This window comes from Chlamydiales bacterium, assembly GCA_016185065.1.
In the GTDB taxonomy this organism is placed as follows: Bacteria; Chlamydiota; Chlamydiia; order Chlamydiales; family Rhabdochlamydiaceae.
In genome coordinates this window covers 464,703-487,108 of sequence record JACPOL010000008.1, presented here as the reverse complement: position 1 = coordinate 487,108, position 22,406 = coordinate 464,703, and the positions used below count along the sequence as shown (strand labels likewise).

The window sequence follows — 22,406 nt, the reverse complement described above, 5'->3', positions numbered from 1 at the left end:
AATGACGCGAGAGCTAGCATCTGGAAAAGTAGTTAAGGCATTTGGCAACCTTTTACACGTGGTGTTTCAGGGAGATATTCGGCAGGGAGAGGTGGCAGTCATCCGCCTTGGCGAAGTGGGTCTGAAAGCGGAAGTGATCGAGATCGTGGGGAACGAAGCCAAGATCCAGGTTTTTGAAGATACCCGCGGAATACACCTGGGTACGCCTGTTGAATTTACTGGACACCTTCTGGAAGCAGAACTCGGTCCGGGTCTTTTGACCTCTATTCTGGATGGATTACAAAATCCTCTTGAGAAGGTGGCAGATGCAACGGGCCTCTTTCTCTCAAGAGGCGTCTACATGCCTCCTCTAGATAGAAACAGGCACTGGGACTACCACCCATCGGTGAAAGTTGGCGACACTGTGGTTCGCGGGGATTATCTCGGATTCACAATGGAGGGCAGATTCCACCATCAGATCATGGTTCCCTTTGCACTGTATGGTGTATACACGGTGACTTGGGTGATCAAGCCCGGCTCTTATTCGATAGATACTGTCATCGCAAAAGCTGTCGATGAGAAGGGTGGAGAGCACTCTTTCACGATGGTGCAGAAGTGGCCTGTAAAGATGCCGCTTTCTGAAGGCGAAAAAGTGAAGCCGACAAAGATGATGGATACCGGGATGCGTATCATCGATACGGGCTTCCCTGTGCTTAAAGGCGGAACTTTCTGCTCTCCTGGTCCGTTTGGAGCTGGAAAAACAGTTCTACAACACCATCTCTCTAAATACTCTTCTGTTGATATCGTCGTTATTGTCGCATGCGGAGAGAGAGCCGGAGAGGTTGTCGAAGTTCTGCGTACCTTCCCACATCTCACGGATCCGCACACTAACGAGCCGCTGATCAATCGCACCGTGATTATTTGCAACACCTCATCTATGCCTGTTGCGGCACGAGAAGCCTCCATCTACATGGGGGCCACCATTGCCGAATATTATAGACAGATGGGCTTGGATGTCCTTCTGCTTGCAGACTCAACTTCGAGATGGGCTCAGGCGATGAGAGAGATGTCTGGCAGACTTGAAGAGATTCCTGGAGAGGAGGCCTTCCCAGCCTATCTCTCTTCTAGAATCGCAGCTTTCTACGAGAGAGCGGGCGTTCTGCTTATGAAGCATGGGAAGAAGGGGTCTCTTACGATTGGAGGAGCCGTTTCTCCTGCTGGGGGAAACTTTGAAGAACCCGTTACTCAGGCGACTCTTTCAGTTGTAGGCGCATTCCTGGGCCTTTCAAGGGCGAGGTCGGATGCGAGGCGCTATCCTGCAATTGATCCTCTCATCTCTTGGAGTAAGTATATCGATGTCGTTGCCGCCGAGCTCGGCCAGCGCGTTGAGGGATGGGACAGGATGGTTAAAATAGCTGCCAAGATCTTGCGAGAAGGCGACGAGATTGGCAAGAGAATGGAAGTTGTGGGTGAAGCGGGGATCTCTCTCAATGATATGTTGACCTATCTGAAGAGTGAGCTTTTTGAATTCTGCTACCTGCAGCAGAATGCATTCGATAAAGAAGATACCTACTCTCCTTTAGAGAGGCAGATTCCTCTTTTCAAGCTAGTGAGCCGCATTTTTGAGATCCCATTTGATTTTGATAATCACGATCAGGCTCGCAACTTCTTTTTAGAGCTGCAGAATGAGATAAAAAACACCAACTTTATGCCATTCAAATCTGAACACTACCGGAATACCTTTGCAAATGCTGAAAAGCGCGTTGAATCGGTAAAGAGGAAGGACCATGAAAAAGATCTATGACAGAATTGTAGACATGCGAGGCAACCTTCTGACAGTGTTAGCAGAAGGGGTTAGCCTGGGAGAGGTCGCTCTTATTCAGAAGCGAAGCGGGCAGAGCACCTATGCCTCAGTGCTGCAAATCGATAAGGACCGCGTCACTCTTCAATGCTTTGAAAATACGCGAGGCCTCTCTACGAATGATAGAGTGACATTTCTGGGTAAAGAGATGCATGCGACCTGCAGCGATGCCTTGTTGGGACGGAGGCTTAATGGAGTAGGGGAGCCGATCGATAATGGCCCCGCAATCATGGGAGAGGCGATCGAGATCGGGACTCCGTCATTCAATCCAGTGAGACGTATCATCCCTCGTGATCTCGTAAGAACAAATATTCCGATGATCGATGTGTTTAACTGCCTTGTGAAGTCTCAGAAAATACCGATCTTTTCTGTTGCTGGAGAGCCCTATAATGCGCTGCTCATGCGTATCGCCAATCAGACAGATGCTGATGTGGTCATTATTGGGGGAATGGGGCTCCGTTTCGATGACTACCAAGCGTTTATCGATAATGCTGAGAAGGCGGGCTCGTTAGAAAAGACGATCATGTTCATCCATAAAGCCACCGACCCAGCTGTAGAGTGCGTGCTCGTGCCAGATATGGCACTAGCTTGCGCTGAGAAATTTGCGGTGCAAGACAAGGATGTCCTTGTTCTTTTAACCGACATGACCGCTTTTGCCGATTCGATTAAAGAGATTATGATCACAATGGACCAGGTTCCCTCGAACCGCGGCTACCCGGGCTCTCTCTATTCGGATCTTGCTTCACGCTATGAGAAGGCTGTTGATATCGATGGAAGCGGCTCTATTACAATTATTTCTGTAACGACGATGCCTGGAGGCGATGTCACCCATCCTATTCCGGATAATACCGGTTACATCACTGAGGGGCAGTTCTATTTACACGGTGGAAGAATAGATCCTTTCGGCTCTCTTTCTCGTCTTAAGCAGCAGGTGATTGGAAAGGTAACGCGCGAAGACCATGGCGATATTGCGAATGCGCAGATCCGTCTCTACGCAGATTCGAAGAAAGCGCGCGAGCGCGAAAGCATGGGATTTAAGCTCTCGAGATGGGATGAGAAGCTGCTCCAGTATGCCAGTCTCTTTGAAGAGCGGATGATGAATCTCGAAGTTAACTATACGTTGGAAGAGGCTCTAGATTTAGGCTGGAAGACGCTTAGTGAGTGTTTTGAGATGCATGAAGTGGGAGTAAAGCAGGCGTATGTCGACAAGTATTGGCCGAAGAAGCGATAGGAGATAGATGGCCCAGATCAAGCTCACAAAGACAGAACTTAGGTCTCAGCAGGTCAGATTAGATCAGCTGAAGAAGTATCTTCCTACTTTGCAGCTGAAAAAGGCTCTCTTGCAAGTAGAGGTTTTTCAAGCTCAGCAAGAGATCGAAGATCTTACTATTCACTTTGGCAGAATGGAAGAGCGCGTCAAGCGCTTCTCTGTGCTCTTGTCTGATAAGAACGCCTCAGATCTCTTCTCTGCTGTAACTGTCGTAGAGGTGAAGAAGCGCGTGGAGAATATCGCAGGTGTTGAGATTCCCTACTTTGAAGAGGTGGTCTTTCACGAACCCACCTACTCGCTCTTCGACACTCCTGTCTGGATGGAGCCTGCAACTGAAGGGGTGCGTGAACTTATTAATATTCGAGAGAAGATCCGCATAGCCAGAGAGAAGAAGACCGCTCTGGAAAATGAGCTGCGCGAGGTGTCGATTCGAGTAAACCTTTTCGAAAAAATCTTAATTCCTCGAGCTCAGGAAAATATCAAAAAAATCAAAATCTTTTTGGGGGATGTTCTGCTCGCTGCTGTTTCTCAAGCAAAAGTTTCTAAACAGAAAATTCTGAAAAAGAAGGCTGCTTCATCGTGATTATTCCACTTAAGAAGTACCTTTTTTTCGGAGTAAAAGATGTTATAGACGACTTCTTTTCGCGCGCTCAACATCAAGGATATATCGAATTTATCCATCCAGCTGGTCGTAAGCCTGTTGAGCTTCCCAATGACATCCAGATGCTCCTGTCGGCGATCAAAATTTTGCGCAAGCTCCCTGTTAAGAAGCCCTATGTAGGTGGTGGCTCATCGGCTTTTGCTATGGAGATTGCAGAGAGAATTCTCTCGCTTAAAGCGGAGATTGATAAGCTTTCGGAGGAGATGCGAATCCTTGAAGCTGAGATCTTGCGCGTTGCTCCCTTTGGTGACTTCTCAATGGAAGATGTCGAGCTTATCGAAGAGCTTGGTAAAAGAAAGGTTCAATTCTTCTGTATAAAGACTGCAAAGAGTCTTCAGACCAGTTTTCCTGATGAGGTGATCTATGTCGACACCGTTTACGATCTCGACTACTTTATCGCTATTAATCCAGAGAGGACCTCATATTCCGGAATGATCGAAATGCGCATCGACCGCTCTGTGGGACAGTTGCAGAACCACCACTCTTTCATCCAAGAGTCTCTACACCTTCTAGAGGCTGAGTTAAAAGGCCTGGCAGGGCATATAGACTTTCTTCACCATGTCCTTGTTGAAAAACTAAATGACCACGATCTCATTGCAGCGAAGAAGGAAGTGAGCTTTCCTCTCGAGAAGAATTTTTTTGCAGTTGAAGCTTGGATTCCAGAAAATAAGGTCGCCTCAGTTTTTGCAATGATGGATGGGATGACGATAGGCGCGGAGGAGATCTCGATCGAAGAAGCTGATCGTGTGCCCACCTATATGGAAAACAAGGGGACCAACCGCATCGGAGAAGATCTAGTAAGAATCTACGATATCCCTTCTACCCGCGATAAGGACCCCTCCGGGTGGCTTTTCTGGGCTTTCGCCCTCTTTTTTGCCATTATCGTAGCAGATGGTGGATATGGCCTTCTCTTCCTTGCCACTGCCGTCTTGCTCCACTACAAATTTCCTCAAGCGAAAGCTATGGCTAAGCGCTTCATTAAACTTCTTGGCGTGCTTGCCATTAGCTGCATTCTATGGGGAGTCGCTACCTCTTCATTTTTTGGCATTGATTTTGCGCCGCACAGCTCTGTATCGAAATTCTCGCTTACCGGTTTCCTGGTTGAGAAGAAGGCCGCATATCATTTCGCTAAAAAAGATGATGTTTATAAGTACTGGACAGAGAAGTTTCCTCAAACCGCTACCGCGACAAATAGTGAAGAGTTTTTAATGCGGGCAACTGAGACGAAAAATTCCAAGATAAGTTACGAGATGTACGATGAGTTTAAAGATAACATCCTGCTCGAATTCTCCCTCTTGATCGGAGTGATCCACGTCGCCACCTCTTTTTTCCGCTATCTCAGAAGAAACCTAGCTGGAATTGGCTGGGTCGCTTTTATGGTTGGCGGCTACCTCTACTTCCCCTCGATACTCAAGTGCACCTCTCTTCTTCATTTCACAGGCATTATTCAGCCGGAAGAGGCAGCGAAGATCGGCCTTCAACTGGTTTATGGTGGAATGGGCCTTGCCGTTGTTCTCGCCCTCATTCAGAAGCGGCTCAAGGGAATTTCTGAGATTGCAAATCTAATACAAGTCTTTGCCGATGTCCTCTCTTATCTTCGTCTATACGCTCTTGCTCTTGCCGGATCGATGATGGCTCTCACTTTTAACGATCTGGGGATGAATATCGGCCTGGTTCTAGGATTTCTCGTGATTCTATTCGGACATGCAGTGAATCTCACTCTATGCAGCATGTCAGGGGTGATTCACGGCATGCGTCTTAATGTCATCGAATGGTACCACTACTCCTTTGAAGGAGGGGGGAAGCTGTTCAGACCTTTAAAAAAACTTAAACCTTAGAAAGTAGAATGGAGTTCATATGGATTTTGCAATGGTAGGACCCGCCCTTGTGTTGGGAATGGGATGCGTCGGAAGCTCGATCGGTTGCGGTATTGCGGGGATGGCTTCACATGCGGTGATGAGTAGAGTTGAAGAGAACCATGGAACATTTATCGGTATGTCGGCGGTCGCCTCATCTCAGTCGATCTATGGATTCGTACTCATGATTCTGATGAAGAACAGCATTCAAGCTGGAACTCTAAGCCCACTTACAGCAATTGGAATCGGCTTTTCCGTTGGACTTGCTCTTCTCGTCTCCTCGGTTTATCAGGGAATGTGCGCGGCGTCAGGAATTCAAGCCTCTGCCAAACAGCCCGCGATTATCGGAAAGTGCTTTGCAGCGCTTGGAATCGTAGAGTCGTTTTCACTCTTCGCATTCGTCTTTGCCCTTCTCTTGATATAGCCTTTCGAGGTAATAAGAGGGTAAATGGAGGAGTTAAGCCGTGAAGAAGAGGGTGGAAACAGATAGCCTGGGCCAAGTAGAGGTGCCTGTGCACAAGTATTACGGCGCCCAAACTCAACGCTCCATCGATAATTTTCCTATCGGTACCGAGAAGATGCCCATGGAGCTCATTCAAGCTCTCGGCATCGTGAAGAAAGCTTGCGCGATCGTGAACTCCGAACTGGGACTCCTCCCTCGAGAAAAAAAAGAACTTATCGTTGGCGTCTGCGACGAGATTATTGAGGGGAAGCTTCACGACCACTTTGAACTCGTCGTCTGGCAGACGGGTTCTGGCACTCAGACAAACATGAATGTCAACGAGGTCATCAGCAATCGAGCGATTGAAATGGTCGGTGGAAAGTTAGGGTCGAAAGACCCGATCCATCCGAACGATGATGTGAATAAATCGCAATCCTCGAATGATGTCTTTCCCACTGCCATGCACATTGCGGCTGTTTTAGCTATTCGAGACCAGCTCCTTCCAAAGCTTGAAACCATCTGTAAAGGCTTTGAAAAAAAGGCAGAGGAGTTCAAGGGGATCGTTAAAATTGGACGCACCCATCTCATGGATGCAACACCCCTTACACTTGGTCAGGAGTTTTCAGGATACGCCTCGCAAATTGAGCATGGGATCCGCGCGCTTAAAGCAACCCTTGCAAGCTTAAGCGAACTCGCCCTTGGGGGAACAGCAGTTGGAACAGGGATTAATGCTCCCGCCAAATTCGGAGAGCAGACTGCAGCAGTGATTGCAAAGCTCACCAGCTATCCTTTCATTACCGCTCCAAATAAATTTGAAGCTCTTGCAGCTAATGATGCTATTGTCGAGGCCAGTGGCGCTTTAAAGAGAGTCGCCTGCTCTTTCATGAAGATTGCAAATGATATCCGCTGGCTCGCTTCGGGCCCAAGAAGCGGCCTCGGCGAGATTTTTATTCCTAGCAATGAGCCCGGCTCTTCGATCATGCCAGGCAAGGTGAACCCCACACAGAGCGAAGCGATGACGATGGTTGCAGCTCAAGTGATTGGGAATGATACGACCATCGCAATTGCAGGCTCGCTTGGAAATTTTGAGCTCAATGTTTTCAAGCCCGTCATGATCTATAACCTCCTCCAGTCGATTCGACTGCTTGGAGATGTCGCGTTGAATTTTCACAAGCGCTGCCTCGTGGGCATCGAGCCCAATAAGAAGCGTATTGCTGAACATCTGAATAACTCGCTCATGCTTGCCACAGCACTCAATCCTGCCATCGGTTATGACAAGGCAGCAAAAGTTGTCCAGAAGGCGTACACCGAAGGAACCACCCTAAAAGAGGCCGCGGTATCCCTCGGCTTTCTCACTCCCGAAAAATTCGATGAGATCGTCGATCCCAAAAAAATGATCTGAAGAGAAGAGAGGGAGAAGATCGGGCGCGGGCACGCACACGGGCTCGTTCACGAAAGAAAGAAACGGGAGCGGGTAAGAGAAGAAGAAAGGACTTCTTTCTTTATCTTTTTTTTCGTGAACGAGCCCGTGTGCGTGCCCGCGCCCGATCTTCTCCCTCTTTCTTAGTCGGAGTGGTTGAGGTGGATGCCGAGCTTGGTGAGGAGATATCTGCCGACGAGTATCGGGTGTTGGAGGAGGAGCTTCACGAGGATGAAGTAGTTGACGTCTTCAATCTTTTTGCAAATGAGTTCAGGTTTATTTGCTAAGGCGTCATCGATCCAATTCTTATAAAAAGGGGGAAGCAGCTTGGGAAGCGCTCTGACATCGAAAAAAGCCACTGCTTTTGTCTCCCTACTGCTTCTCGCCTCACCACTTGCAATTCTGCACTCGAAATAGTGGGTGCGCTGCGTCAAGCGGTTGACTGGAAGGTATTCCGCAATTTTCCGAACGATCTTCACTTCAAAACCCGTCTCTTCAAGCGCCTCTCTGAGAGCTGCCTCTTCTGGAGACTCGCCGCGATCGATTCCTCCTCCTGGAAGTACCCACACTGGAATGTCGCGTCTTTTTACAAGCACAATAGAAGTTTGCTCCTCATTCAGGATGATCACAGCAACGGCTTCTTGCGGCTTTTCGGGCATGAAAATATCTCGAGAAATTAATTACGACGGTACATAATAAGCATTCATCAAAAAAGAGCGCCAGTGTTTAAAAAAATTCTTTGCGCCAGCCTTCTAATTCTGCTCGCGTCCTGTGGGGGAAGCTACCTCTCTGTCAGGCAGGAGTGGATCGACGCTCGCTACCTTGCCAGTACCTACGTAGCCACGCCCGACCCACGGCAAGCACATCCTCCGACTGGGCAGAAGCTTGTCATTCACTGGTGGGTTCCCTCTGCACTTCTAGAAAAGAAGCCTCAGCTCATCATTAAAATCATCTATTGGAATTTTACAGAAAAGACGATCACACTCCCTCTCAATAGACGCACCGGTTACGAGACCTGTTCAGTCCTAGACAAGGAGTATGAGGAGACTCAGGGGATCTTAACCTATCGCGTTGAGATCGTCACTGACGACAACCAGATTTATAAAGAGTGGACGCACAAGCTCTGGGTCAATCTGGTTAAGATCGATGATCAGACTTTCCCTCCTATCGAAAATGTCGAGCTCGAGCCAGAAGAGAGGCCCGATGATCCCGATGCGTTCGATGAAGAGCTATATGCGCAAGATCCCTACTTTGAAGAAGAGAGCGAACTAATTGGAAAAATGGAGAAGGATCTGTTTAGACAGTCGACAGAATGAGCTCTTCTGTTGAGATCCAGTCGAGGCAGGGGTCTGTGATTGAAATGCCATATTTAAGTGGTGAACCGTCGAGATCGAAGCGCTGGCTGCCAGCATGCAGGTGGCTTTCTAACATCACTCCCATGATCCGATCGCTTCCCTTTTGCACCTGCTGTATTACGGCAGCAAAAACTTCTTTCTGTTTTTCATAATCCTTTTGGCTATTCCCATGCGCGCAATCGATTAGGAGCCTAGGAGAGAGGCTCTGCTCTTTTAGGCTTTCACATGCTCTATTCACAGACTCCTCGTCGTAGTTGGTTCCACTTAAAGACCCTCTGAGAACGAGATGAGAACACGGGTTGCCAGAGCTCTGTTTAGGCGCAAGCTTCCCTTCGTTATCGACATATAAAAAAGTGTGCGGCGCTTTTGAAGAGAGGATGCTATGAAGAGTCTGGTCCAGATCCCCATCAAGACCATTTTTGAAACCGATGGGAAAGGGGAGAGAAGAGGCTAGCTGTCTATGTGGTTGTGAATAGGAGGTTCGCGCTCCGATAAAGCCCCATGTGATCAGGTCGTCGAAGTAGAGCGATACGAGCGGGTCTACAAACTCAACGGCTATTGGAACTCTTAACTTTGCAAGCTCAATAAAAAGTTGTCGGGAGAGGCGGAGGCCCGCTTCAATTGAGGAGGAGCCATCCAGGTGTGGATCGTAAAGAAGACCCTTCCATCCCACACCCGTCCTGGATTTCTCCACGTAGACGCGCATGACCAGAAAAGAGCTCTCCTCTATTTTTAAGGAGAGCTTCTTCAGCTCTCTTGCATAATCTAGGGCGCCTTCTATTTCGTGGATTGAACAGGGACCTGTGATGATCGCGAGGCGTCCATCTCTTCCTGAGGCGATCTCTTGGGCTGCTTTACGGCTCCCTTCAATAAACGCTCTCTCCTCATTTTCCAGGGGGAGTTCGGCTTTTAAATCTGCAGGAGATGGGAAGTTCTTATATTCAAACATAATGTAATAACTTACCACGGCTCGCCAAAAATTCAAAGGATCGATTAGTATGGTCGGCCATGATTTCAACCTCTATTGTCTCGTTTCTAAATCACATCGACAGCTGGATGTGGAACTACTGTCTAGTCATCCTCTTATGCGGGCTTGGAGTTTTCCTTACTGTCCGCCTAAAAGGGATGCAGTTTCGCTACCTCGCCTACTCTCTTAAACTCGCCTTCACCCGCAGCGACGACAATGCTGAGGGGGATATTAGCCAGTTCCAATCGTTAATGACAGCACTTGCTGCGACGATCGGCATTGGAAGCATTGCTGGAGTTGCAACTGCAATCGTGGCTGGCGGCTTTGGCGCGATCTTCTGGATGTGGGTGATCGCCCTCATCGGAATGGTCACAAAATTCGCTGAGGCGATCCTCGCAGTCAAATACCGCATCGTGGATAAGCGCGGAGAGATGTGCGGCGGTCCCATGTACTACATCACTCAGGGACTTGGTTGGCGCTGGCTAGGCGTTGTTTTTGCGGTCTTTGGCGCCCTATCGGCATTTGCTGGCGGCAATATGACCCAGTCCAATTCGATTGCAGCTGCGATGCACGACCTCATTGGCCTCTCTCCGCTCTGGTGCGGTATCATTCTCATGATGTTTACCTCTGTCGTCATCCTAGGCGGCATTAAAACCATCGGGAAGGTGAGCTCATACCTCGTGCCCATGATGGCACTCATGTATGCAATTGGAGGAGTCATCATCCTCTGTGCACATTATGAGCGCATTCCCGCAAGCCTCATGAATATCGTCTCCACGGCTTTCACCGGACAGGCCGCCTTCGGAGGCTTTTTGGGCGCCTCGGTGATGGCTGCGATCCAGATGGGAGTTGCAAGAGGCGTCTCTTCGAATGAAGCAGGCCTTGGAAGCGCTCCGATTGCGGCAGCCGCCGCAAAGACCGATGTCCCCGGAAGACAGGCTCTTATTTCCATGACTGGCGTCTTTCTGTCGAGCATCGTCGTATGCACCATCACAGCCCTCGTTGTCTCAGTAACTGATGTTCTCGGCATGGTTGGCGCAGATGGCAGGGCACTGAATGGTGCGCCTCTTGTGATGCAAGCCTTTCGATCTGTCATTCCCGGCGGGGGAGCGATCGTCGCCATCGGCCTCGTCCTCTTTGGTTATACAACCATCATCGGCTGGGCCTACTACGGAGAGAAGTGCATCGAGTTTATGGCAGGGGAGCGGACGCTAAAAATCTACCGCATTCTTTTCTGTCTCATGGCCTTTTTTGGCGCTATCATGAGCTTTGATATCGTCTGGCCTCTTGTCGACATCATGAATGGTCTGATGGCCCTTCCCAACCTCATTGGACTCTTCGCTCTTTCTGGCGTCGTTGTCGCAGAGGCTAACGGCTTTTTTGCCCTCTTGAAACACGAGAAAAAAGAAGCTGAGCTGTCGTGAACAAAGATCTTTTTCAGCCGCTCGATGAGAGTCATCTCCATGAGGCTCACCATTTCCGCAAGGGCGTGATTCTCATGCTCATCTTTGGCCTCTTTTCGACCTGTATCGTAGCTCTTGCGCGCAAGCTGCAAGAGAGCACTGAGATCCCCACTATCATGCTCTTCCAGAATCTGGTTGGACTTCTCTTTACCTTGCCCAGCGTGATAAAGCACCATTTTAAGGATGTGAGGAGAGCCCCTTTTCGCCTACTGCTGATTAGGTGCATTTTTGGTCAGTTGAATACTGTGATGGTTCTTATGGCCATCAGAAGCATCTCGCTTGCAAACACCGTGCTTCTGAATAATACGGCACCGATTTTTGTCCCTCTTGTTGCCTACTTCTGGTTGAAAAAAAAGATTGAGAAGAAGATCTGGATCGGAATTTTTCTCGGATTTCTCGGCGTAATGCTCATTTTGAAACCCACCTCCGAAGTCTTTAACTACGGCGCCACTTATGCGCTCATCGGGGGAGTCTTTCTCGCAGTCGTGATGATTACAATTAGACTGCTCTCATCTAAAGAGAAGAGCCGCGTTGTGATGTTCTACTTCTTTCTTACTGGCGTTCTGCTCGCCCTTCCATTCTCTATTGCAACCTGGACCGCTCTCTCAGCTCAAACTCTAATTCTGCTCATCGGACTCGGGCTAATCACCATCATCGCTCAATCGATTTTTATGCTCGCCTTCCGCTATGGAAGCGCCACGCAGCTCAGCCCCTTTACCTACACCGCAGTTGTCTACTCTGCACTCTTCGACTGGTTCTTCTGGGATAAGATACCCACCTACCTCTCCATCATCGGCATGATCCTCGTAGCCGCAGGCGGCATCTACGCCATCTTCTACACTCGTCCCATCAAGCCCGCAAAACCCACTTAAAAAAGCTTCCTGACTCTACATGACGGCGCAGCAGTTTTGCCCCTCATCTTTTGCTCCTGGCAGATAGCAGCAGTCGCACCACTCCTCTTCGACTTCTCTACCTTTTTTAATAAAAGTGGTGTGTCTGCACCCCTTGTGATCTAAATGGCAAATATGCCCGGTATCCTTGCGGCCATTTACAAAGCGCCCTTGGAAATAGCAGTTGTCATTATAGCGCATTTTGCCATGACCATCAGGTATATTGTTTTCGTTGACCTCTCCATGGTATATGCTTCCATCATCATAGGTAATTGAGATGCACTTTCTTGTAGGAGCTTCTTCTCCCTCATCTGCAAGGCTTGAGATCGAACTTGCCCCTTCTCCAGCAAACCCTTGCCTGGCTGGGGCCGCTCTTGAAGCTGCGCCTGCACCGCGGTATACTGGTTCACTTGCAACCCTTGCACGCAGCAGCGGTTCCGAAGCAGATGTCGAGGTCATAGAAAGCTCCTGTGATTAATCTGGTCGGAACGAGACTATATCGAATGTGAAGTAAAATTTAAATTTAGATTTGCACCCCTCTCCTTTTTCTAGAAGAGAAGACCCGCCCGGGAAAATGGACGTTAATGGACACGCGCTGAAGAAAGAATTCTTTCCCCTCTTGCCCGCCTGTCCATTTCCTGTCCGTTCCTCGTCCATTAATGTCCATTTTTCTCGGCGGGCTCTTCTCCGAGCGCTCTTCTCCTAGATTTTGGCGCGGTGGAGACGGAGGGCGTTCCAGACGACGGAGACGGAGCTGAAGGCCATAGCAGCGCTTGCGATCACCGGGCTGAGTAGAATATCGAATGAGGGATAGAGAATGCCCGTGGCGATAGGAACGCCGAGGGCGTTGTAAATAAAAGCGAACCAGAGGTTCTGACGGATGTTGTGCATAGTGGCGATGCTGAGGTTGCGGGCTCGTGCGATACCGCGCAGATCTCCGTGAACGAGAGTGATGCCGGCGCTTTCAATTGCAGCATCGGAGCCTGTCCCCATGGCGATGCCGACGTCTGCTTGAGCAAGCGCGGGTGCGTCATTGATTCCATCTCCTGCCATTGCGACGATCTTGCCACGCTCTTGAAGCTGCTTTACAATCTTGCCCTTATGCTCAGGAAGTATCTCCGCTTCCACTTCATCGATATTCAACTTTTTAGCAACGACGCGCGCTGTTGTGAAGTTATCTCCTGTAAGCATCACGATCCGGATTTTAGCTTCATGAAGCAGATCGATCGCCTCGAGAGTGGACTCTTTAATCTTATCAAACACTGCGAGGACACCAATCGGCTTTTTATCTACAGCCACAAAGATCGCTGTCTGGGCCTGCCCCCTATAGCTCTCTGCCATGTCGTGGAGAGCCGAGACGTCGAGCCCCAAAGTGATCATCAGCTGCCTGTTGCCAACTGCCACGCTCTTGCCGTCGATGACGCCGGTTACTCCAAGACCCGCATGCGACTGAAACTCTTCTACCTTCTCAAGAGCGAGCCCCTTCTCTTTTGCCGCCTCGACGATGGGTTGAGCAAGAGGATGCTCGCTGCCGAGCTCTAAACTCGCGGCATAGCGAAGAAGGCGATCTTCACCACCACTCTCAATCGAGTAGATCGTGTTCAGGCGGATCTTACCTTCGGTCAAGGTGCCCGTTTTATCGCAGATGACGGTATTGACCTTTTCAAGCTGTTCAAGTGCCTCTGCATTCTTGATCAAGATCCCCTCGCTTGCTCCTTTTTCAACTCCAACCATGATCGACATCGGGGTTGCAAGACCAAGAGCGCAGGGACAGGCGATAATCAGCACCGAGACGGCATTAATGATTCCGTTTGCGAGCGCAGGCTCTGGCCCTACCAGATACCAGATCCAGAAGGTGAGAATTGCGATCATGACAACTGCGGGGACAAAATAGCCCGATACTCTATCTGCCAACTTCTGAATTGGAGCCCTGCTTCGTTGAGCTTCACTTACCATCTGCACAATGCGTGCAAGCAGGGTTTCGCTGCCCACTTTTTCTGCGCGCATGAGGAAGCTGCCGCTCTGGTTTAATGTGGCGCCGATCACTCTGCTTCCAACTCTTTTATCTTGTGGTAGCGGCTCTCCAGAGATCATCGACTCATCAACACGGCTGAAGCCCTCGATCACCACTCCATCCACGGGGATCTTCTCTCCGGGTTTAACGCGCAGGATATCTCCTCGGGTAACCTGATCGAATAGAACCTCCTGCTCTTGGCCGTTTCGCGATACGAGAGTTGCCGTTTTTGGAGAGAGGCCCAGAAGCGCTCTAATTGCATGGCTCGTCTTGCTGCGGGCCCTAAGTTCTAGGACCTGTCCCAAAAGCACAAGCACAGTGATTGCAGCAGAAGCTTCGAAGTATACGCTGACGCCTTCTTTTGGTGCTGCTACATCGATTGATGTCGGAGAGGGGAAGAGCTCAGGAAAGAAGAGAGCGATAATGCTGTAGATATATGCGGAGCCCACACCGATCGAGATCAGTGTGAACATATTGAGCTTCCCATTGATGATCGACCGGCCTCCGCGTACAAAAAAGGGCCAGGCGCCCCAGAGGACAACAGGCGTTGCAAGGAGCGCTTCGATCCACATGCTGCTGGCAGGGGAGAGAAGGTCTCCAAAAAGAAAGAGGAGCATGAGGGGAAGTGTCAGCGCAAGGCAGACGCCAAAACGCCTTGTCATCGAGCTGAGCTCACTATCTTCCTGCGTTTCGGCAGAAAATCCTCTCGATTCAAGCGCCATTCCGCAAATGGGACAAGAGCCAGGAGTATCCTGAAGCACCTCGGGGTGCATCGGACAGGTGTACTGATCTGTCATTTACTCGTTCTTAAGTAGAAAATTTCTTGAGCTTGCTCATCACTTCTGCGAGCTCTTTATCTGCTTGCACAATAGCAGCTTTCAATTTTTCTACAAGTTCTGCGGGGGCTCTCTGAACAAATTGTGGATTAGCCAGCTGCTCGCGCGTCTTATTCTGCTGCTGGATTAGCTTCTCCTGCTCTTTGGTAAGGCGGATCAGCTCCTTCTCTCTCATCTCTGCAGGGAGTGGGATAACAAGCTTGATGCTGCCTACCACTGCGCTGGCCGAGAAGGAGAGGGGCGTCTCTTCTGTTTCAAACTGCATGTTCTGGATGCGCACAAGACTCTGAACCAGCATCTGATTCTCTTTTACGATCTTAAACTCCGGATCGTTTGAAGAGCCGATGAGGATCAGGTCGGTGGCAGTGCCGGGAGGGAGCTGCATCTCTGCACGAATGTTGCGCACAGCGTGAACGATGCTATCCATCAGCGCAAAACGGCGCTCGATCTCAGCATCGATATCGCTTGCGCGTACAAGCTTGGGATAAGACGCAACTGCGCAGGCAGCAGTGCGAAGAGCTTCTGAAGCTGCTTTCACATACGGCTCATGAGTGAGAGGGGCATCAGAGCTAAAGCGCTCTTTCAGAATCTGGAAGAGCTCTTCAGTCACAAAAGGCGCCATCGGATGCAAGAGGCGCACCATGTGGCAGAGAATTGTCACAAGCACTCTCTGCTTGTTTACGCGCACATCAGGAGTTCCCACCTTTCCAAAAAGGAAGGGCTTCACAAGTTCGACGTAGTAGGCGCAGAACTCTTTCCAGAAGAAGTCGTAGGCGCAGGTTGCAGCCTTGTCGAACGCATAACCCTCTAAATGTCCCTCTACCTCTTGAGTAATTTTATTCAGAAGCGAAAGAATCCAGCGGTCTTCGAGTGTAAATAGAGCTGAATCCAGACCTTTTGCAAAAGCATCTGGGGTGAGATCCTCTACGTTCATCAGCACAAAACGCGCGCCGTTCCAGACCTTGTTGGTGAAGTTCTTAAACTCTTCAAAGCGTCTGCGGTCGAGGTCGATCTGCCTCGCGTGAGTGGCACTTGCACAGAGCGCCATGCGCATCGCATCGGTTCCGTAACTGTCGATGATTTCGATCGGGTCGATGACGTTTCCCTTCGATTTGGACATCTTCTCCCACTTGGAGTGCACTTCAGGAGGTGTGGGCTGTCCGAGATCGTATCCATCGCGCTCTTTGCCGGTGACAAAAGAGGTGGAGCCATCCTTCTGATACTTCCAGTAGGACTTTCCGTAGATAAGGCCGTGGATGAAGGTCTCGGTAAATGGTGGCTCGTCGAGAGCATATTCTCCCATGAGAATCATGCGCGCTGCCCAGAAGAAGAGGATGTCGTGTCCGGTAACAAGCGTGCTGTTGGGATAGAACTTCTCCAGATCTGGCGTCTTCTCGGGCCAGCCCAGGATGCTGAAGGGCCAGAGAGCGGATGAGAACCAGGTGTCGAGTACGTCCTCGTCTTGAGCCCACTCTTCGGGCGCCTTCTTAACTTCAGGGGGAAGATCTGTGCCTGCATAGCAGATCATCTCTTCCGGGTTCGCCTTTTTGTACCAGATGGGAATGCGATGTCCCCACCAGAGCTGCCTCGAGATGCACCAGTCGCGAAGATTCTCAATCCAGTGGAAGTAGGTGTGATCCCAGTGAGCCGGAAGGAGCTTAACGCGTCCCTCTTTTACGGCAGAGATCAGCTTCTCTTTGAAGGGCGCCATGCGAACAAACCACTGCTTAGAGAGGTAGGGTTCGATGATCGCTTTTGAGCGGTAGGAGAGGCCCACTCTGTGCTTATAGGGCTCTACGCGCTCTAGTAGTTTTAGCTCTTTGAGCTTCTGCACGATGATCTCGCGCGCCTCTTCTTTTGGAAGCCCTTGAAACTCTCCGCCATTCTCATTGATGTGCCCGTCGGGAGTGAGGATGTTGATAAGGGGAAGATTGTGTCTGTGGGCGATCTCATAGTCGTTTGGATCATGAGCAGGAGTAATTTTAACAACGCCAGTGCCAAATGTCGGATCGACGTGGTGATCTGCAACCACGGGAATGCGTCTTCCCATCAAAGGAAGGATCAGTGTGCTGCCGATAAGTGAGCTATATCTGTGGTCGCTTGGTGAAACTGCAACAGCGACATCTCCGAGCATCGTTTCTGGGCGCGTAGTGGCAATAATAATCGACTCGCGGCTTCCTTCAACCGGATAGCGGATATACCAGAGGCTTGTTGTTCTCTCTTCATACTCCACCTCGTCGTCGGCAAGAGCGGTCTGTGTGATCGGGTCCCAGTTCACGAGGTAGTCGCCGCGGTAGATGAGCCCATCGTCAAACATCTTCTTGAACATCGTGCGCACGGCAAGGTTGCGCTTCTCATCCATGGTGAAGGCAAGGCGCGACCAGTCGCAAGAACAGCCAAGACGTTTGATCTGCGAAAGAATCTGATTTTCGCTCGTCTCTTTCCAAGCCCAGACGTGCGAGAGAAACTCCTCTCTAGAGAACTCTTTACGGCGCTTGCCCGTTTTTGCGATCAGCTGTTTTTCAACGACTGTTTGTGTGGCGATGCCCGCATGGTCCGTCCCAGGAACCCAGAGAGCCTCATAGCCGCTCATCCGCTTCCAGCGGATCAGCACGTCCTGCAGAGTGTCGCCAAGCGCATGCCCCATGTGGAGCACACCTGTGACGTTTGGAGGAGGAATAGAGATCGAGTAGGCGGGCTTTGTGCTCTTCGCATCTGCCTTAAAAAAACCGCCCTGCTCCCAAAATTGGGACCACTTCTCCTCAACCTTCTTCGGATCGTAAGCTTTATCGAGTTCTGCCATAAGGCGCCCACATTTTATAGTTCTGTAAAAGAGCGCTCGGAGAAGAAGCGGACGTAAATGGACGAGAATGGACAGGAAACGGACGAAAACGGACACGCGCTGAAAAGAGAAAGAATTTTCTCTCTCTCTTGCCCGCCTGTCCGTTTCCTGTCCATTTTCGTCCGTTTCCCGTCCATTAATGTCCGTGTTCCCAGGCGGGCTTCTTTCCGAGCGCCTTGACGGAGTTAAGGCGCAGAAGTGTAGCAGAAAGCGCTGAGATAGTCCAGCAGGTGCTGCTGGTTTAGCGTGCGGCTGCGGTAAGAGATGTAGCCGTCGGGGCGGATGAGGAAGAGGCTTCCTTCCTTTGCAGAATAGACTTTTCGTACGGTTTCACCCTCTGCTAGGAGAGTGGCGATGCCGAGGGATTCAAGTTTTTCTTTGATGTGTGCCGGCAGGGGAGCAAAGGTAAGAAGGAGAAAATCTTTTTGACGCAGGGCGTCAAAGAGCTTCGTCCGATCTGCAAGCTCAGCATCCGGGGCTCGCACGCCTACTTTTGGTGCGCACCAGAAGCGGTCCCAAAAAGATTGAGAGCGAATGGAGTTTCCCTTGTAGCGGATGGAGATGCCAGCCATTCCTCGCAGAAGAATCATTCTTGCAGGAGTTTTAAGAAGAAGGCGCATCACAAAGCTTGCGACATCCTTGGTCCACTTTACTGGAGAGGTGATGATCTCTGTTACGAGCGTCGTTGAAAAGAGAACGCGTTTTGCAACCGGATGGCGCTCCTTCTGATAACTATTTAGAAGAGAATCGGGAGCTCTTCCACTCTCCACAAATGCTAGCTTCCATGCGAGGTTATAGGCGTCTTGCACGCTCATGTTTAGCCCCTGTCCACCCGCTGGGCTGTGGATGTGCGCCGCATCTCCCGCCAAGAAGATATTTTCAAAACGCATCTGAGAGACGATGCGTCTATGCACATGAAAGAGAGAGATCCAGGTGGGGTTTTTAATGTGAAGATCTCCAAATCCGATCCGCTGGCGTGCCATCTTTTCAAAGAAGTCCAGATCGAGAGTTTCTGCTGTGATCTTTGAATCTTCAGGAAAAGGGGCGATGAGACGGAACTGGTTCGGTTGAGGAAGAGGGACAAAACCAAAGAGCCCCTCATCGCTGAAGAAGAGGTGAGCTTCATCGTGCGCATAAGGTCCCTCAACGGTGAGATCTGCAAGAATGAATACCTCGGAGAACTTCGTTCCTTTGAATGGAACGTTCAAACTGTGGCGCACGCTGCTGTGAGCTCCATCGCAGCCGATGATCCAAGTGGGAGCAATCAGCTCCTCTTCTCCCGTTTTTTGGGAGAGCGTCGCACACCCGTTTCTTATCGAAGAGAGCTTCACTCCCCGTTTGATCTTCTTTCCAAAGCTCTCTAGATGCTCGGTGAGAATGCGCTCTGTTTCAGCTTGAGGAATGCTCAAAATATAGGGGAAGGGGGAGTCTATCTCCCGCAAGTTCACTTCAAGTAGCTTTTTTCCATTGCGATAGACGTTGAGCTGTCTTACCGGAAGGCCATGTTTAAGAAAGGGTTCGATGATTCCCATCTTCTGAAAGGTCTCAAGTGTTCTCGGCTGGATTCCAAGAGCCCGCGACTGCATCGTGCGCCTTTCAAGAGGTTCGATAAGACGAAGATCGATCCCTCTCCTTGCAAGTTCGCACGCCAGCGTAAGACCCGTCGGGCCCGCACCAGCAATTAGTGCGACTCTGCTTTTAAAAAGCTGGATAGGTTTTTGAGACATATTTTAACTCTTGATTTAAGCGCTTCTGCCAGACACTTCTGTCGGGCGATTGAGCAGAGTGTAGAAAGAGAGAGAGCTGCCTTAAAAGTTGGACTTTTTTCCAGTAGAATGCGCGCCTGCTCCACCCTTTTTTGAAGTCGATCTTTCCTTTTAAAAAGAAGGCGAGAAGTGCGCTTGTCGGAAGGTAGGAGAGCTCGTCTATCGAGGAGAAGTGGTCGAGCGACGCCTTTTTTCCTTCGAGTTTACGCAGGAGGCAGCCATAGAGAGTAAATAGCGGAGAGTAGGGATTTGAGAGTTCAGATAGTGAGTAACGAGAGAAGAGAGCTGAAGCCGCTTCCCACTTCTTCTCATGCAGCAGAACAGTTGCAATGAGGTCATCCATGCCGCTCTCTTCTATCACTTTCAGGTAGGGGAGCAGCAGAGAGGATCTCTGTCTATCCAGAATCTTTCTAAATAAGTAGCGGCAGGCTCTCTGCTCGCTAAATCCACGAGGGGTCGGATAGATGGCAAAGAAGTTCTCCAGCGCTTTTTTCGGGCTCTCATCCACCATGAGAAGGGGAGAGTCTGGGGGGAGATGCTCTTTTGCAAGAGCCGTGCATCCGAGATAGAGAAGGGCAAAGAGAGCGTTATCCGCGATCTCTTTGGGCGGATGGCTCTCCAAAATTTCAATCAGCGTAATCGGCTTCGCAAGCCAGAAGGCGAGCTGAACCGAGAGGTTAGCGAGAAAATCTATCTGGTCAGCGCTCTCATCGATGAAGGGGAGCGGCTCTAGGTGGTTTTTCAAACTCTCGAGAAGTTTCTGCCCATCCTGCGTCGAGAAGATGTGGGGAAGTTGTCTAAGCGCAAGAAGTGCAAAGTGGTAGGCGGAGACTTTATCTTGAGCTGTGCTCTCATGCAGGCGGAAGGTGATCTCTTCCGTTAAAATAGGAAGCAGAGGGTGCCTCGGGTATTTGCGCAGTGCAAGCTCGAGGCACTTGACCTCGTCTTCGATCTCACCCCACACTTTGTACACAAGAGACTTTCCTAAATACTCCAGGGGAGCCCCAGGCGTTGTTCTTAGCCTGCTAAACTCTTCAAGCGCCAGTGAGAAGAGGAGTTTTTTTCTCGTTTTTCTCGTCTCAGAGGTCGCCTCTTCTAGAAGTGTAACGCCCGCGCGGAAGAGAGCCTCCCTTCCCTCAGCCCTTCCCGGAAAGCAGTAGCCGATACGCCGGTATTCACTCAGCGCCTTGCCATAGAGGCGGTTCGCCAAGAAGGCATCTGGAACCGCTAAGCAGTTGACTTCGACGCTTAAGCTTCCCACAAAGATTTTTAACGCCTCCATCTGAAGGTCGGCATCGCGCAGAAGCAGTCCCACGTGCGTGCCTATCACAGGGCGATGGCTCAAATAGTGCATCTGCAGCTTGCCATCTAGAAAAAGGCGAACGTTATTGTCAAATTTTTCAATGCATAGCGTGTGCTGCTGGCCCCGCTTTAACACAACACCCGGAAGAGCCATCACCTCGATGCCGCTGCGGAAGAGCCTTGAAGAGGCCTCCTCCTCTGCACTTAGCCAGAAGGAGTAGCCCTCATTGAGTCCTACGCGTTCAGAGCGCTCAGGCACGCAGAGAAGAATGCCAACTCCTCTTCCGCTTGCGCCAAGCGAGATCTTCGTCTCCATGCGAATATTTCCCGGAAAGGAGCCCTTTGAGATCATCAGGTTAACCCACTCCATCACGTCGGGCTGTCTTGTGATTGCAAGATGTTTTGCAACCAGGATATTCTCTTCAAACTCCCAGTCAGCTTTTTGCCCCAAGTTCAGCTCCGCTGCGGGGATCCACTCGGGCCTGCCCTCGCTATAGTTTTGAAGCTCTTCAATCAGGTCGGTTACCTTTTGGTAGCGATCCTCTTTTTTGGGAGAGAGGCACTTCTTTGCAATTGCCGCCAGCTGAAGCGGGATGTCTCGATAGGGCGACGCCTCCACTGGATCTAGAATCTCCTCGCGGGCCATCTGCTTGCGGAACTCGGGAAGAGTCGTGCGGTGAAAGGGGAGGCGTAGCGTTAGCAGCTGGTAGAGGATCACGCCAAGCGCATAGATGTCGGTAAGAAGCGAGGGCCTCTCTCCCTGCGCCCTCTCCGGCTCCATGTAGACGAGCGTGCCCGGGATCTTTCCAGGCCCCGTGATCTCTGGATGTGTGTGCTCGATTGCTGGAGCGGGTAGGTCGTCTCCATTTTTGCCTAGAAAATCGGCAAGACCCCAATCGAGGATCACCACCTCGCCATACTTTCCAATGATGATGTTCTCTGGCTTAAGATCGCGGTGGAGCACCCCCCTCGAGTGGACGTAGGCGATCGCCTGGCAGATGTGCAGAAAGATGCGCATGAGGGCAGGAACGGAGCTCCCCACGGGGTGCTGAGGCTCTCCCTTCTTCTCCTGCTGGCGCGTGGTCAGGAGGATCTCTTTTAAGGTCTCTCCCTCCACGTAGGGCATCGTATAGTAGGAGCTCTCCGCACTATCGCAGATCGCATAAATAGGGATGATCGAAGGGTGGGTAAGCTGAGCTGCGATTTTTGCCTCTCGCAAGAAGCGCTCGTGCATCACCTTGTGTTTGGCAAGGTCTGGCCGGATGCGCTTTATCGCAATCAGCCGCCCGCAGCTCGGGTCCCTGCCCAGAAAGACCTCTCCCATGCCGCCCTTTCCAAGGCTGCCCACCAGTTCAAAAGGTCCAATTTTAGTAGGAGATTGATGCATATGAGGCCATCATTCGAAAATAGCGAATTTCTGGATAGACAATTTTTTTAAGTCGTTAATAATTAAAGCGATGTAAATTCTAAATATAAATTGAA

General features: G+C 50.4%; 16 protein-coding genes. 9 read left to right on the top strand and 7 right to left on the bottom strand.

Annotated features, from left to right (window positions below):
• Position 1 precedes the first annotated feature (1 nt).
• Genes HYX48_06145 through fumC form a run of 6 tightly spaced genes read left to right on the top strand, consistent with a single transcriptional unit; the run spans position 2 to position 7,471 of the window.
• Complete coding sequence (locus tag HYX48_06145; GenBank protein MBI2743481.1) at positions 2–1,783, top strand: V-type ATP synthase subunit A; 1,782 nt, start codon at positions 2–4, stop codon at positions 1,781–1,783.
• Positions 1,767–3,071, top strand: a complete 1,305-nt coding sequence (locus HYX48_06140) for a V-type ATP synthase subunit B (protein MBI2743480.1) — start codon at positions 1,767–1,769, stop codon at positions 3,069–3,071. Before HYX48_06145 ends, HYX48_06140 begins: the two co-directional genes overlap by 17 nt.
• 7 nt (positions 3,072–3,078) lie before the next feature.
• Positions 3,079–3,693 carry a V-type ATP synthase subunit D gene (locus HYX48_06135; GenBank protein MBI2743479.1) on the top strand — a complete coding sequence of 205 codons (615 nt, stop codon included), beginning with the start codon at positions 3,079–3,081 and terminating at the stop codon, positions 3,691–3,693.
• Positions 3,690–5,609 (top strand): V-type ATP synthase subunit I, encoded by a 1,920-nt coding sequence (locus tag HYX48_06130; protein MBI2743478.1) that lies wholly within the window; start codon positions 3,690–3,692, stop codon positions 5,607–5,609. The genes HYX48_06135 and HYX48_06130 overlap by 4 nt, the downstream gene beginning before the upstream one ends.
• Positions 5,610–5,628: 19 nt before the next feature.
• Complete coding sequence (locus HYX48_06125; protein ID MBI2743477.1) at positions 5,629–6,051, top strand: ATP synthase subunit C; 423 nt, start codon at positions 5,629–5,631, stop codon at positions 6,049–6,051.
• Between the two features lie 40 nt (positions 6,052–6,091).
• The gene (fumC, locus tag HYX48_06120; protein ID MBI2743476.1) at positions 6,092–7,471 is read left to right on the top strand and encodes a class II fumarate hydratase; all 1,380 of its coding nucleotides are present in this window, start codon (positions 6,092–6,094) and stop codon (positions 7,469–7,471) included.
• Positions 7,472–7,632: 161 nt separating this feature from the next.
• On the opposite strand, the gene HYX48_06115 is transcribed toward fumC, so the two are convergent.
• Positions 7,633–8,148, bottom strand: a complete 516-nt coding sequence (locus HYX48_06115; protein ID MBI2743475.1) for an NUDIX hydrolase — start codon at positions 8,146–8,148, stop codon at positions 7,633–7,635.
• 63 nt (positions 8,149–8,211) lie between these two features.
• Between HYX48_06115 and HYX48_06110 the strand changes: the two genes are divergently transcribed.
• The gene (locus HYX48_06110; GenBank protein MBI2743474.1) at positions 8,212–8,805 is read left to right on the top strand and encodes a hypothetical protein; all 594 of its coding nucleotides are present in this window, start codon (positions 8,212–8,214) and stop codon (positions 8,803–8,805) included.
• On the opposite strand, the gene HYX48_06105 is transcribed toward HYX48_06110, so the two are convergent.
• Positions 8,786–9,793, bottom strand: a complete 1,008-nt coding sequence (locus tag HYX48_06105) for a 3-deoxy-7-phosphoheptulonate synthase (protein MBI2743473.1) — start codon at positions 9,791–9,793, stop codon at positions 8,786–8,788. The genes HYX48_06110 and HYX48_06105 overlap by 20 nt on opposite strands.
• Positions 9,794–9,852: 59 nt before the next feature.
• Between HYX48_06105 and HYX48_06100 the strand changes: the two genes are divergently transcribed.
• Complete coding sequence (locus HYX48_06100) at positions 9,853–11,235, top strand: sodium:alanine symporter family protein (protein MBI2743472.1); 1,383 nt, start codon at positions 9,853–9,855, stop codon at positions 11,233–11,235.
• Complete coding sequence (locus HYX48_06095) at positions 11,232–12,146, top strand: DMT family transporter (GenBank protein MBI2743471.1); 915 nt, start codon at positions 11,232–11,234, stop codon at positions 12,144–12,146. The genes HYX48_06100 and HYX48_06095 overlap by 4 nt, the downstream gene beginning before the upstream one ends.
• A 15-nt stretch (positions 12,147–12,161) precedes the next feature.
• Here the strand turns inward: HYX48_06095 and HYX48_06090 are convergent, their stop codons facing one another.
• The 5 genes from HYX48_06090 to HYX48_06070 all read right to left on the bottom strand — a co-directional run bounded on the left by HYX48_06090 (position 12,162) and on the right by HYX48_06070 (position 22,311).
• Positions 12,162–12,623: a hypothetical protein gene (locus HYX48_06090; GenBank protein ID MBI2743470.1), complete on the bottom strand. Its 462-nt coding sequence runs from the start codon at positions 12,621–12,623 to the stop codon at positions 12,162–12,164.
• Between the two features lie 243 nt (positions 12,624–12,866).
• Positions 12,867–14,975: a copper-translocating P-type ATPase gene (locus HYX48_06085; protein MBI2743469.1), complete on the bottom strand. Its 2,109-nt coding sequence runs from the start codon at positions 14,973–14,975 to the stop codon at positions 12,867–12,869.
• Positions 14,976–14,985: 10 nt separating this feature from the next.
• Complete coding sequence (locus HYX48_06080; protein ID MBI2743468.1) at positions 14,986–17,817, bottom strand: valine--tRNA ligase; 2,832 nt, start codon at positions 17,815–17,817, stop codon at positions 14,986–14,988.
• A gap of 224 nt (positions 17,818–18,041) precedes the next feature.
• Positions 18,042–19,583: an FAD-dependent monooxygenase gene (locus HYX48_06075; GenBank protein MBI2743467.1), complete on the bottom strand. Its 1,542-nt coding sequence runs from the start codon at positions 19,581–19,583 to the stop codon at positions 18,042–18,044.
• Positions 19,555–22,311: a protein kinase gene (locus HYX48_06070; GenBank protein ID MBI2743466.1), complete on the bottom strand. Its 2,757-nt coding sequence runs from the start codon at positions 22,309–22,311 to the stop codon at positions 19,555–19,557. The genes HYX48_06075 and HYX48_06070 overlap by 29 nt, the downstream gene beginning before the upstream one ends.
• Positions 22,312–22,406: the final 95 nt, after the last annotated feature.